Here is a 13,144-nt window from a genome sequence, read left to right on the forward strand (position 1 = left end):
AATCTCTGAACGTCTACGAAACGACTCCGAATGTTTTAGGAGTTTTTGAAAGATAATCAATAGAAATACAAAGAAAGACGGGGTTAACCGAATACTTACATTTAATCCGAATTTCTGGTCCAAGCCTATAATTCATTTCCCATTGCTTATTTAGTGGGTTGAAGGTACGCTCGGCACCTATGTTCATATCAACGGAGTATTTCTTTTCGTCTATGACCTTTATCATCAGAAGCGCCCCATAACTGGTCTGAGGTGATAAATAATAGCCGCCAGCCAAAGCATTACTTTGTGCATTCAAAGAGTATTGACCGTACAAATGAAACTTCAACCAATGATTAAACCGATAAGTCATGCTTGTATTGAAAAGATAATCGTTATAAGAGTTACCATTCATCGTATACTTTGCTCCACTAGCTCCAATCGAGAAAGTCAGTTTATCAAAGGGGTGATATACTAACATGCCGCCAACTTCGTAGCTACTGCCGAACCCATTGAGAACATTGGTATTGTTATATAGCAAATAGGACAAATTATACTTCAAGTCATATATATTCCCATTAAAATCTATGTTTGACTGCTTATAAGAAGGCGTCAAGAGGGAATTTGGATAATAAGATATAAATCCCGTACCAATTGGTGTATTTAACCCGTTTTGGGTTCTGTCTATATTTAATTCCCTACTCTTATCATCTGGAAGAATGAACTCTCCTTCAACATATTCTTGCGCTTTTGCTGATAATATGCAGAAAAGTAATAGGACAATCGTTATGTATCTCATAATATATCGTTTTCACTACAAAATTTCTCCCATAATAGATGATTCATAAGCCTCATGAACTTTTCCGGTTGATCATATCAAAAAAAGACTATCTCGCAATGAGATAGTCTTTTAGAGATTTACATTGAAGTTTCCCTGAGGTTCCTGGCGAGTTTATTGTTTGATTTGCTGATAGTTGCAATGATTGGCTAAATCTCTCTCTTTCTACTAAGAAACATGGATTTAGAAAGTTCAACTTATTACTACTTATCATAGCCTACCAAGAATTTAATCCTTGTTTTAATCCTTATCCTTGATAAGTATTTCTTGCCAAGATGGATTTCACTTTATTTTTTAGATAAAATAAAAATGCAGATTCAATAGGTCTGCTTTCTATTTTTGAAAAATAACCATCAATAAGTTCATCAAGCCTTTTAAAGAAAGCTATTTCCTCATCTGATAGAGAAAATAAGCTATTATCAGGATAGAAAGCGTATATACCATGAACAAACATTTTGATTGTAGTTCCTTTGGCTAATAGTAGTTTTTCAAAGAGAGTTTCTGCATTTATATTTTTTATTATATCCTTATTATTTATATTGTACATATACTCTTCCAAACCTTTGATATTGTTAGAAGATACCATTTCTACAAATTTATCAACTTCATTTTTGTACTCTAAATTACCAACTTCTTCATTCGCACGAAGTGCATAATCATATATTTCTTGATACTTATCTTTTCCTCCTGATTTATCCGTATAATCCCATTGCGGGATTCTCATATTAAAAGTATATTCAAATTTATGCGTTTTCTTACTTTCATCAATGGCTTTGAAAAATAGGTTCTTAATTTCATTGGTTAATTTGAAATTCTCAATTTGCATATACTCTAATTGTATTAGTTGAGCATATATTGCAGGATAGATGTAAAGGTTGAATTTACATTTATCAACCAAGCCCAATATATGCCCGATTAAATCATTAAACTCTCCACCCTCTATTAATTCCCAATTTTTTAATTTTTTCAGACTTACAGCATCCTCAGATTCTTCATCTTTTTTTATATCATCTTTTATCGTCTCTATTAAAGACTCAAAATCCGCTGGAATATATCCAAAGTGGACGTAATTAGCAACCGCTGGATAATAATAAAAAGACGAACGGATGTTGTCATATTTATTGCAGAACCTCTCAAAATATTCAGGTTCCTTTTCTTCTTTTTTTTCGTTATTATTACCTAAAAAAGAAGATGGATTAATCGGAAAATAGTTTTCTGCTCTGAAAAGAGAATCTAAATCTTTCTTAGCAACGCCTTCCTTGTATTCTACTGAATAAATTGTTGTAAAAAAGAAAAGCCGTTCTAAAATTTGTTTCTTATATTCAGTACCTGTTACTGCATTGAATATCTTTTGAAATGTTTCTAAAATGAATCGTAATGTTCGGAGATTAGAGTATTTTGCTGATTCAAATATTCTAATTAGAATAGCTTTATTGTCAGATAGAAAAGTCCGATATTCCGTTGATTTGAATTTGGACAAAATATTATCGTAAACTAAATCAATGGATGCTTGATAGTTATAAGTAAATCGAACTGTTTTTTCTTTAAATTCAATATAGTCTTTTGGAAGTTTGTCATCGTTGCATATTATTATCGTTTTCAATTTCTTGTGTTCTGTATATGTATTCAAAAATCCCAAGACCTCTTGTATGTCTAAATTTTTACTTATTCGTTCTAAGTCATCAAAGAATAAAACTTTATTTGAAGCAATTCCAACGAATGATTCTAAAGTTTTGCGTTCATCTTCAGATATTCCATCTATATCTTTGGATTTTAAAAGACGATTAGTGATAGCTGTAATAGCCGAGAATACTTTGTTTTGCAAAAATGGGAATAACGAAGATAAGATTCTTGAATAAATATTATCTACGCTTGATAAGCCGTATAAGCTAATATATACTGGCTCATAAGGTTTAAATTCTGGATTATTTTCTGATTTAGAAATCCACTTCTGCTTAGGAGGACTATTTTTAACTTGAGATTTAACTTCGCTAATCTTTTCAAAAAGGGTATTCTGAATATAATACGTTTTACCGCAACCCCAGTCTCCATTTATCATTATTGCGTAATCTGTATTTTCCGCAAGAAGATAATCCTTAATAATTTCTGAAAGATTGTCCATATTGAATTTTATTTAATTAGTTTGTTGACTATTAGTCATTATTGTCAATGGTATCTTTTGAGGGATTGTTTTTGTCCTTCAACTCTTCTCCCAATATTATTTTTGCATATAAGTAAAGGATAGTTTGAGGAGCTAATTTTATATCCTTCGATTTTATAATCATATTAGTAAAAGCGATAAATACCAAAAATGATTGTAATATAGCCGTGTCAGTTTCAGCACTTAATAAAGGTTGTCCATATTGAATTTTAAAAAATGACATAATCCCTAAATAGACAAAGTAACAAGCATATATTAAAAATATGATGTTATTCTTTTGATAAAAGACTGAAGTCAATTCTTTTAGATATTTGTTTTGAGGCTTTTCAGCATATGTATCCATTGTTACAGGTGATACTTTCAGAATAAACTTCAAGAGGTATTTAGATAGATAAACCGATAATATTGATGCAAAAGAAATGCAGCAAAAGTACATCGTAGCTCTTTTTAATCCGAAATTGAATAATGTTTCTATTTGGGTCATAATCAATAATGGGATGCCAAATGAAACTATAAATAAAATAACAGCATTGAATAATAATACTCCAGTAGGTATTCCCAAGCTTAATATTAAATGAATGATAGATAGAGGAATAGAAAAAATGAAAGATATTTTTTGCAAAATTTTATTTTTCGTTTTTTCAGCTAAATAGGATAATATCAAGCCTAAAGCTATTAAACCAAGAAGAGAATAGACAAAGACCTCCATCCTTATTCCTAAAATAATTGGCACCATTAGACATATAAAACTAACCACCATTAAAGTCAGTAAAATTATTATAATTCGGGTTTTCTGCTTCATTCTCATATTGTTGATTATTTATATTGTTTTATATACTTCTGCAAAGTTGGTCTGCTAACCTTTATCCCATAATTATCTTCAATTACCCGAAGGATAACGGAAATCCTCCCATTGTACCGTTCTGCTAAATCGGGCAACTCTTCTATTATTGAATCCAACTTAGGCTTAGCACCTCTGCCGTCTTTGACGAATAGAGTCTCTATTCTTTCAGATAACTCCGTATTTTCCCATTCCTTAAAGAAACGGTACAAAGTGGTTCTGCTCATTCCCGTTGCTTCTATTATCTCTTTCATGGTATAGTATTGCGAGGAGAGAATTAATGCTTGTACTCGCTTTCGTACCGTTGCACTCTTATGGTTCGCATATCTACGCATCAGCTCCTCTTTCTCACTATCTTCTAATTCTATGAATCGCATAATTTATAGCTTTTCGCAAAAGTAATCAAAGTTCAGAGAATATAAGATGTTTCATTATATAATTTCATTGTTGTTTCAATAAAATATTAACAAAAATCGTTCAATATTTAATTTTATTCTCAAAAAGTCATTGAATATCAGAATAGTATAACTAATTTAGACCATGCGGAGCTTTAATTCCAAGCCTCTGCAATTGTTAAATGGAGTTTACTTATGTAAGTAAGCAATGGAGCTTGCGAGAATAAAACATTGGAATATATATGTCTAAAGAACTGAAATTACTCATTCGTGAAGATTTAGTAATGAAGAGCGGAAAAACAAGAATTGAGTTTCTAATTTATTTTGAAGGTAAACAATACCGAGTACCGACAGGACAAAGTATTGAACCGAAATTTTGGATACAAAAATCTGAATTGGTAGATAAAAAGAGCGATGATGCTACAAAAATCAATAGCTATTTATCAGAAAGAAAGCAAGAGTTTGAGAAGTACAAACGGAAGAAAGAAGCATTGGAAGAAAATGTATCGCTTGAAGAAATGAAACGAATATTGAAAGGGATTCCTTTGGAGGATACAAAAGGCATGAAAAATAAATCTATCTATCCAACTATCTCAAAGGCTTTTGATGATTATGTAAAGCTACAAAAGATGAAACCAGGCTCTAAAAATAATCATCGGATTACAAAGAATGTATTGGTTGATTTCTCAAAGTCTAAATACCGTAAAGAATTAACTATTGAGCAAATTGATTATAAGTTCGTGGTACAATTTGTTAAGTATTTGCGTGAGGAAAGACCTATCCCTAATCAGCAAAACACGGTAGCCAAAAGACTAAAACTACTAAAGACCGTCCTTCGATTCTCAAATAGAATTGGGAAGTATAATATTGAAGACCCATTCTCGAATTATCCTATTGAGCTTGGTCGACATAAAGAAATTGCATTAACTCAAGAAGAATACTCTGATTTTAAGAAGGCAAAACTTCCTGCGGAAGCATGTAAATCGCTAAAGCTGGCAAAAAATATATTTATATTTTGTTGTGAAACAGGATTGAGATTTTCAGATGCTATGGATTTATCTTGGGAGCATATTAACGAAAAAATGTCTTCTTTTGAGAAGCTACAAGTAAAGACCAATCAATCCGTTTTTGTCCCTATCAGCAATCAAGCAAAAGCAATATTGATAGTGTATAGAAATCAATATAAGGATACACAAAACCACGTTTTTCCAAGAATCGACATTCAAGTAATGAATAGGTATCTGAAAGACTTAGCAAAATTAGCAGGAATTGATAAAAACTTGACTTCACACGTTGCAAGACATACTTTCGGAACAAATTTGGGAGCTTCGGGAAAGATTTCAGCATATATGATATGTGATTTAATGGGACATTCGGATATTGGAATGAGCCAACGGTATATAAACCTATCAAAAAACGAGCTTCAAAAAGCAATGGAAGCGGTTTGGAATAAAAATGCTTAGGAAATAAGTACGCCTTATCTTGCTAAATCGCCAATGTTTTAAGTATATACAAGGCGTATAAGACAGCTCTCATGCGGGAGCTGTCTTTCTATCAGAATAAAGAAAAAATTGAGAAGCAATGATGAATAGCAGTTAATTAGCTATCTTTGTAGCGTTCCAAGAGGAACAATTGAGTATAAGGAAGTGTCTTATCCTGCTAAAATCGCCAATTTAAGTACATACAAGACACGTCAGATAGCTCTCCCGAATAAGGTGGGTTGTTTGTTCGTGTATGTACGGGTGTTTGGCGATACCTTGCAGGATGTGGACGGCAGCCCACTTCTTTTTTTATAATAAACGCCCATCGAAGGTTGCAGAGGGTACAATGCAATTTTTATGGAAATCTTGTGGTTCTTTGGTTTTATCAGTTCCGTTGTCCTTTCTTTTATTGTCGCAAATGCAGGAGCAAAACGTCAAATAGGTTTTGGCTGGTCATTATTCTTAGGACTTTGGCTGACTCCGATTGTCAGTTTGATAGCCGTTCTTCTATCGGATAAATTACAAGCTGACGAGTATGGCAGATTAGAAAAGAAATGGGGTTGTTTAGCTCCGCTTGCAGTATCGGTTTTGATAATCGGAACTGCAACTTATATCATCTATTCCTACTCTAACAAAGATAAACGCCAAACAAGAACAAGCGTAGAATTTAGAACGCCCGAATTTCTAAAAAATGGAATTTCTCAAAAAGAATCAGAAGCCACCATACAATCGATACCGCAAAATAGTTATTCCAAAGTAGAAGAAATTACTCTGGAGATTAAACCGCAAGAATCAGTAAGCAAACCTTCCTTGAAAAAAGATTCTAACCCAATTAACGAAATAGAAGTTGATTTGAATGACTTCTTAGGCACGTCTGACGATGGAACGGACTGGAACCGTACCGAACTATCAGAAGACTGTTACAAGGCATTAGCAAGCAGAGGAGTATATTATAGCGAGAGTAAAGGAACTTGGGTAATGGAGAAATCAAGAAAAGAAAAAGAAGATGCTATAATAGCCAAGGAAAAACGACAAGAAGCTGAAAGGCAATATGCGAATCAAGCCACTTGCAGAATCGTTTATGAATTGAATGGGAGACAAGCCGAAAGCATCTTACCTATCGAAAATGTAGATTCCAAAGAAGGATTTATTTATCTAAAAATAGAAGTTTCTCCAAGTGGCAACGTTGTTAGTTGTGAAATAGACCAAAGAAGTATTATTGATGATTCTGAAACCAAAGAACTCTGTATTTCTTCGGCAAAGAATATCAAGTTCAATGCGATAAATAGCAAAAGAAATCAGTCTGGAATGATAAGATACATTTTCACCAAATAGAACTGTTAAAAATAGCAAAATTTATTTTACGATTCAATCAGGAGAAAACCTAAAAAAACATTGGCTCAACTTCTCTTTTCTTCTCAAAAACTACTTGTTAATAATTCTCAAAATCAAATAGCAAACCCTTTTCACTGGTTATAGTATGGTTTTAACCATGGCGAGAAACTCGCCATATAAAATCATCGAAAAATGAAAACGAAAAATGAAAAAGTCTTCATCTGTCAAGAAATGGACGAAATGTTAAAGCAAAGAGTAGATTATTTGGTAAAGATTAGTTTGATAAATCAGCGGAAACGTTGGATTGCAGACTATATCGAAAAGAATTTCTCAAAATTCATGGGAGAAGAGCGCTTGCTTACTTCCAAAGAGGTGGTTGAAATGTTACAAATCTCAGTTCAAACTTTAAGTCGAAGGATAAAGCAAGGGAAATTAGTACCTGTCAATCCCGAAGCTACAAGGAACTACCGATTCAAGAGAAGCGATGTATTTCAGTTAATTGAAAAGAAAGGAGAATAATCGCCATGGTTGACAATCTAACAGCAAAAACGTATGATTTGAGAATCGTTTCTCATATTAACGATTCCTTTGTTAAGGCAAGACCTCGCTACTTCAAGTTTCGGTGTCCTAATTGCTATCTCATTTCAAATAGAATGGGTGGAGATAACGAAGCCTTTATGACCATTGAAATCCGCAGAGGATTCTATGATGATTGTAGAATTTACGGTAGCATTCGGAAATGGTATCACGGAGCTTTGTCCGAAAAGGACTTGCGTTGGGAGGAATTTATTGAAGCAATTGATATTCTTGAGCAAATACTTGAATTGCCCGAAAAAGAACTTTATAAATTCACTCTCAGTAAAATCGAAGTGGGGTTGGGGGCTAAAATACCTTATGATAGCACCTATGTAAAAACGCAAATAGTGGGATTCAAACGTTCTTCTTATAAAATAGGGGATTTTGAAGGCTATCGGAAATTTGCAACTAAGAATCAAGATAGGATTGCGAAGATATACGACAAAAAGACTGAAATCCGAAAAAAGATAGGATTAATAAAAAGTATTGAAGAGGAACAATTCATAGAGCGAACTAAAGAATTGAATATATTCCGCCCAGAATTTACCGTTCAAAAAGGAAAGGCAAATGTAAGAAAAGATATAGGTATTGAAACCATTGGGGACATTGTCGCTCATTATCCTCGCTTATTGGCTTACTTTTTACGGCAAATTAAGCATTGGCAATTCAAAGATGATTCTGATATTGAATTTAATCCGACAAAAGGAAGTGTCAAAGAGTTTAGTGATTATCTTTTGAGCGTAGCAATAAACTATTTGGGAGCCGTTGGAGTGAGAGATGTTATTTCGCAACTCGCTCCCGACTATCAATCTGACGCTCGACGCAAAGTCAAAAAACTAACGGTTGGTAGTGGCTCAGATAATCAGTTGAAAAAAGACGTTATACGAGCGTTACAAATTCAAAGCGTTGATTTGTTTAGAAGAAAAGTTTTGTAGGGTGCGAATACTTATATTAGTCGGGGAAATATCCCACCCCATAATATAACCCCCTATTATATAGTGAAGCTCTTGGGTGAGATAATGAGTCTTTGTTATTGTAAGATGAATCACTAACCATTAATAGTTGAAGCGCAATCCAAATGTACACCTTTACCCAGTACTATGGTGGTGGCTATTGTATTTCCTTTGTAAATGGTGGAATACGCAAACGAATCACTAACGGATATAGTGGAATTACAAAGATAATATTCTGACATTGTATGCGAATCGCAAACGTGTCTATCAGATGTGTGTTAAACTATTGGTTCTTCATCAGTCCTTACGCAATAGTGGTGGTTGATGATATTTGTTTGATTGCTAAGGCTTGGAATCTATCGAAGGGTATAAAGAATCGCAGTAATATGAGAAGAGGTTGTAAAATGCTTGAATAATATTGCTAATGATGCTTATCTATCCCGAATGTAAGTTCGGGATAGATGACAGCATAAACAGTATTGTTGAGGTAATTTTGGAAAGGCTGAAACGAGCAAGCGAACAACTATTCTATCTCCTTAATTCGGTCTATCTGTCTATTCAGAAAATAATCGGCATAGAGGTTGTAATCTTCCGTTTCGTAAAACGCTATCAGTCCTCTTCTGTAATTCAGTATATCAGAATCCTTGGCTGAATATACGGGAATGATGCCAGCATTCATCAAGACGATGCTTTCTATCATCCTTGCAGTCCGTTTGTTACCATCAATGAACGGTTGAAGACGAGCAAGATTACAATGCAAATAGACCGCTTTCTCTAAAGGGTTGGAATATTCGCCCTGCTGAAAAAGAATTTCATTCAGCTTGCTTTCTATTTCTCGTTGATTTTTGGGAGGAATGTAATCTGTTCCGCTTATACGGACTGCTCGTGCCCGTAATGCCCCCGATTCTTCATTAGAGACTAATCCTGTGGAAATAGATTGATGCACTCTAAAAAGGGTGCGTTCGTCTATAATTTCTTGATTCTTTTCTTTATGGATATATTCTAATTCAGAGATAAAAGTATTGTAGAGGTTTTTAAGCATCTTGGCATCTTCATATCTCTTTTCGGAGGTAATACCGTCTTTCAGTAACGCTTCGGTTTCAACGTAGGTATAAGTGTTTCCTTCTATCTTGCCCGAATAGTAGCACCAAACGACAGCCAAATCCTTTATTTCATTGGAATAAAGTTCTGATAACTTGGAAAGAGGATTCTCTAAGATAAAAGAAGCCTTCTTTTGTTGCTCTTCGTTGAATATCGGTTTCATACCTTAGCATATTTGATGAGGTTATTTTATATACAGTAAAAGTAATTATATAAAAAATATTTTTACTATGCACCCCTCTAAAACGCCTTAAATCACTGGAGAATCGTTGGTTTTAATCCTCTTTTTAATCCTTAAAGCAAAAACCCTTGCAACCATATTCTGAAATTCAGTTAGTTACAAGGATTTAAAGAGGTTCCTGGCGGATTCGAACCGCCGTAGACGGTTTTGCAGACCGGTGCCTAGCCACTCGGCCAAGGAACCATTTGTCGGATTTCCCGTTTGCGGTTGCAAAGGTAGTACCAATATTTCAAAATAGCAACTAACTACAACACTTTTTATTCTCAATCTTTAGGTTTTTCTTGCATTTCTGCTGCTTATCGTCCATCATACGTTTCAGATCGCATCCGCCAATGCAATTGGCGCATGGATTATCGTCACTCTTTGCCTGTCGGAGAAAACGCCATACACGCCTTCCAACCTCAATAGCGCAAAGAAGTACGATGGCTGCAACGATCCATTCTTGTACTGTCATAAACATCATAACAAGAGAGCGATAAAAAGGTTCACTAAACTACATAAGCAGTCGGTCGGTACCTAAGCAATTAACCAACTACATAAACAACCGACCAATCTGATAAACAGCAAAGGTCACAATCCAGGCTAATCCTGTAGTATAAACAGCCGTAAATACCGCCCATTTCCAACTACCGGATTCATGCTTAATAGCCACAAGAACGGCTATACACGGGAAATATATCAACGAAAACAGCATGTAACAAAACGCTACGAATGGAGTTATTGGTATACGTTCGGCAAGAGTGGTTACTTCGGCCTCGGAATCATTGGCATAAAGTACACCCAACGTACTTACAACCAACTCTTTTGCGCCAACACCAGTCAATAAACCTATGCCTAATTTCCAATCAAATCCAAGCGGTTCAATAACCGGTTCAATAGCCTTTCCCAACTGGCCGATATAAGAATTCTCCTGTTGCTCGGCAACTGTTTCGTATGCATCATTATGTGGATAATAACCCAGGAACCAGATGATAATAGATGCTATCATAATGATTCCCCCCATCTTTTTAAGATACTGTACCCCCTTTTCCCAGGTATGGCGGAATATAGCCTTACCGGTCGGCATACGGTATGGAGGTAGTTCCATAACAAATGGAGTATCGTCGCCTTTTACCAGGAACTTACTAAAAATACGGGCCATGATTACAGCCAACAGGATGCCGATAGAATAAATCAGTAACAACATCAAACTTTCTTTGCCCGGGAAGAACGCACCTACCAATAACAAATAAATCGGCAAACGGGCGCTACATGACATCAAAGGATTAATCAACATCGTAACCAGACGACTCTTACGGCTCTCGATAGTACGGGAAGCCATAATGGCCGGAACGTTACAGCCAAATCCCATAATCAATGGAATAAACGATTTACCATGTAATCCCATTTTATGCATAATCTTATCCATAATGAAGGCTGCACGAGCCATATATCCGGAGTCTTCCATCAGTGAGATAAAGAAATACAGTATCAAAATATTGGGTAAGAAAACAATAACGCCACCTACCCCACCAATGACACCGTCAATAATCAAGTCCTTCAACGGACCCTCGTTCATGTTATTCCGTACAAAATCACCAATAACTTCAACCAGCCATTCAATGCCCATCATCGGATATTCTCCCAATACAAAGGTACCTTCGAACATAAGATACATAAACAGGAAGAAGATCGGGAATCCCCAAAACCGATGCGTAACAATAGAATCGAGCACTTTGGTGGTTTGTTGCTGCTGTAGCTGATTATCGGTATACGTTTCGCGCAAAGCTCCGGAAATAAAGGCATACTTGGCGTCAGTAATCGCAGATTCGGTGTCTTCGTTTGTCAGTTCAACAATTCGATGAGCCAGTTTATCCCGTTTCTGTATAATCGCTTCACCGTTAGGCAGTTTATGCACAAGTTCTTCTACATCCTTATCGTTTTCCAGCAGTTTAATGGCTAGAAAACGAGTCGAATACTTATGACGTATCTCTTCATTTTCCGAGATAGCATCTTTCAGCGTATCTATAGCCTTTTCCAGATCCGGGCCATGATTGATGTGAATGTGACGATATACATTCCGGTGTGGTTTATCGGAACGGGCATAATCATCCATATGTTCGGCATGATATTTTTCATTCACATGCTTCTGATGCCAATCCTGCAATTCGCGGGCGACTTCCGGATTGATGTTTCCTTCTTTATCCAGAAAGTCGGCTCCTTCGTAAAGATTGATCACAATATGGAAAAGATGATCAACTCCCAGACTCTTTTTGGCGACTGTGGGCACCATAGGCACACCAAACAAACGACTTAACAGGCGATAGTTCAACTGATTTCCACTAGCTTCCAGTTCATCGTACATATTCAGTGCCACAACCATACGCACATTCATGTCGATGAGTTGCGTTGTCAGATAAAGGTTGCGTTCCAGGTTGGAAGCATCTACCACATTAATAATAACATCGGGAGTATCTTCGACAATGTGCTTGCGCACGTACATTTCTTCGGGAGTATAGGTTGACAGAGAGTAGGTCCCCGGAAGGTCGACTACTTTAAACTTGTAGCCTTCAAATTCAAAACTCCCCTCCTTGGCGTCTACCGTCACACCGCTATAGTTGCCTACATGTTCATGTAAGCCGGATACTAAATTAAAAAGAGAGGTCTTTCCACTATTCGGATTCCCCACCAAAGCAACGTTAATGGTTTTCCGTTTTCCCAGTGCAATACGTTTTAGCACTTCTTCGGAGTGCTGTATATCTTCATTCAGGCCGGCATGATAATCACGCTCAGGAGCGCGTTCCATAGCCTCCTGCTCGCTGATGATTTCTATCATTTCGGCTTCCTGACGACGCAACGAGATTTCATACCCCATAAGACGGTATTTAATCGGATCTTTCAATGGTGCATTCAATAATACCTCCACCGTTTTTCCTTTGATGAAGCCCATCTCGACGATACGTTTACGGAAACCTCCGTGCCCTAAAACCTTGACTACAACGCCCCTCTCACCAGTCTTTAATTCAGATAATCGCATATTGACTTATCTCCCAAACAATTTATTTGGCAAAGATAATTCATTTCTTACTCCCCAACAACTTATTTAGATCGTTTTTAAATAGCGGCAAGGTTTCGCTACCAAAGTTTCATGCGTAATTTAATTCTTTAAGTAGATGTTCATAATTATTTCACATATAATAAAACTGTCGTATCTTCGCATCATACAAAATATAGATGCGAATGAAAATCACGATATTACCATTG

Annotated in this window: 11 protein-coding genes and 1 tRNA gene; 4 read left to right on the forward strand and 8 right to left on the reverse strand. The window is 35.8% G+C overall.

The genetic code is table 11. The features are described from left to right. Positions 1-13: 13 nt before the first annotated feature. The 4 genes from D0T87_RS22795 to D0T87_RS22810 all read right to left on the reverse strand — a co-directional run bounded on the left by D0T87_RS22795 (position 14) and on the right by D0T87_RS22810 (position 4,196). Positions 14-778, reverse strand: a complete 765-nt coding sequence (locus tag D0T87_RS22795) for a hypothetical protein (protein ID WP_163178347.1) — start codon at positions 776-778, stop codon at positions 14-16. Positions 779-1,064: 286 nt separating this feature from the next. Continuing rightward, positions 1,065-2,939: a P-loop NTPase fold protein gene (locus tag D0T87_RS22800; RefSeq protein WP_163178349.1), complete on the reverse strand. Its 1,875-nt coding sequence runs from the start codon at positions 2,937-2,939 to the stop codon at positions 1,065-1,067. Between the two features lie 31 nt (positions 2,940-2,970). Continuing rightward, positions 2,971-3,786 carry a hypothetical protein gene (locus D0T87_RS22805; RefSeq protein WP_163178351.1) on the reverse strand — a complete coding sequence of 272 codons (816 nt, stop codon included), beginning with the start codon at positions 3,784-3,786 and terminating at the stop codon, positions 2,971-2,973. An 8-nt stretch (positions 3,787-3,794) separates the two neighbouring features. Beyond that, positions 3,795-4,196, reverse strand: coding sequence for a helix-turn-helix domain-containing protein (locus D0T87_RS22810; RefSeq protein ID WP_163178353.1), 402 nt, complete (start codon positions 4,194-4,196; stop codon positions 3,795-3,797). A 260-nt stretch (positions 4,197-4,456) separates the two neighbouring features. Here D0T87_RS22810 and D0T87_RS22815 point away from each other — a divergent pair, with 260 nt between their 5' ends. The 4 genes from D0T87_RS22815 to D0T87_RS22830 all read left to right on the forward strand — a co-directional run bounded on the left by D0T87_RS22815 (position 4,457) and on the right by D0T87_RS22830 (position 8,541). After that, positions 4,457-5,677: a site-specific integrase gene (locus tag D0T87_RS22815; protein WP_163178354.1), complete on the forward strand. Its 1,221-nt coding sequence runs from the start codon at positions 4,457-4,459 to the stop codon at positions 5,675-5,677. Between the two features lie 375 nt (positions 5,678-6,052). After that, positions 6,053-7,030, forward strand: a complete 978-nt coding sequence (locus D0T87_RS22820; protein WP_163178356.1) for a hypothetical protein — start codon at positions 6,053-6,055, stop codon at positions 7,028-7,030. Positions 7,031-7,222: 192 nt separating this feature from the next. Then, complete coding sequence (locus tag D0T87_RS22825) at positions 7,223-7,549, forward strand: helix-turn-helix domain-containing protein (RefSeq protein ID WP_163178358.1); 327 nt, start codon at positions 7,223-7,225, stop codon at positions 7,547-7,549. A gap of 134 nt (positions 7,550-7,683) precedes the next feature. Continuing rightward, a complete protein-coding gene (locus D0T87_RS22830) occupies positions 7,684-8,541 on the forward strand; it encodes a hypothetical protein (RefSeq protein ID WP_163178360.1) in 858 nt (285 codons plus the stop codon). Positions 8,542-9,082: 541 nt separating this feature from the next. Here D0T87_RS22830 and D0T87_RS22835 read toward each other — a convergent pair. The 4 genes from D0T87_RS22835 to feoB all read right to left on the reverse strand — a co-directional run bounded on the left by D0T87_RS22835 (position 9,083) and on the right by feoB (position 12,917). Further along, positions 9,083-9,823 carry a Fic family protein gene (locus tag D0T87_RS22835; protein ID WP_163178362.1) on the reverse strand — a complete coding sequence of 247 codons (741 nt, stop codon included), beginning with the start codon at positions 9,821-9,823 and terminating at the stop codon, positions 9,083-9,085. 190 nt (positions 9,824-10,013) lie between these two features. Beyond that, positions 10,014-10,084, reverse strand: a tRNA-Cys gene (locus tag D0T87_RS22840). A gap of 58 nt (positions 10,085-10,142) precedes the next feature. Then, entirely contained in the window at positions 10,143-10,364 is a 222-nt protein-coding gene (locus D0T87_RS22845) for a hypothetical protein (RefSeq protein ID WP_203558770.1), read from the reverse strand. Between the two features lie 69 nt (positions 10,365-10,433). Further along, positions 10,434-12,917, reverse strand: coding sequence for a ferrous iron transport protein B (feoB, locus tag D0T87_RS22850; protein ID WP_163178366.1), 2,484 nt, complete (start codon positions 12,915-12,917; stop codon positions 10,434-10,436). Positions 12,918-13,144: the final 227 nt, after the last annotated feature.

Origin of the sequence: Bacteroides sp. 51, from assembly GCF_010500965.1 — a bacterium.
Taxonomy (GTDB): domain Bacteria; phylum Bacteroidota; class Bacteroidia; order Bacteroidales; family Bacteroidaceae; genus Bacteroides.

Bases quoted from the DNA above. Each gene is read 5' to 3' on its own strand.
- D0T87_RS22805 (WP_163178351.1), bottom strand. From the start codon at position 3,786: ATGAGAATGAAGCAGAAAACCCGAATTATAATAATTTTACTGACTTTA.
- D0T87_RS22800 (WP_163178349.1), bottom strand. From the start codon at position 2,939: ATGGACAATCTTTCAGAAATTATTAAGGATTATCTTCTTGCGGAAAAT.
- D0T87_RS22845 (WP_203558770.1), bottom strand. From the start codon at position 10,364: ATGATGTTTATGACAGTACAAGAATGGATCGTTGCAGCCATCGTACTT.
- D0T87_RS22830 (WP_163178360.1), top strand. From the start codon at position 7,684: ATGGGTGGAGATAACGAAGCCTTTATGACCATTGAAATCCGCAGAGGA.
- D0T87_RS22835 (WP_163178362.1), bottom strand. From the start codon at position 9,823: ATGAAACCGATATTCAACGAAGAGCAACAAAAGAAGGCTTCTTTTATC.
- feoB (WP_163178366.1), bottom strand. From the start codon at position 12,917: ATGCGATTATCTGAATTAAAGACTGGTGAGAGGGGCGTTGTAGTCAAG.
- D0T87_RS22810 (WP_163178353.1), bottom strand. From the start codon at position 4,196: ATGCGATTCATAGAATTAGAAGATAGTGAGAAAGAGGAGCTGATGCGT.
- D0T87_RS22825 (WP_163178358.1), top strand. From the start codon at position 7,223: ATGAAAACGAAAAATGAAAAAGTCTTCATCTGTCAAGAAATGGACGAA.
- D0T87_RS22795 (WP_163178347.1), bottom strand. From the start codon at position 778: ATGAGATACATAACGATTGTCCTATTACTTTTCTGCATATTATCAGCA.
- D0T87_RS22820 (WP_163178356.1), top strand. From the start codon at position 6,053: ATGGAAATCTTGTGGTTCTTTGGTTTTATCAGTTCCGTTGTCCTTTCT.
- D0T87_RS22815 (WP_163178354.1), top strand. From the start codon at position 4,457: ATGTCTAAAGAACTGAAATTACTCATTCGTGAAGATTTAGTAATGAAG.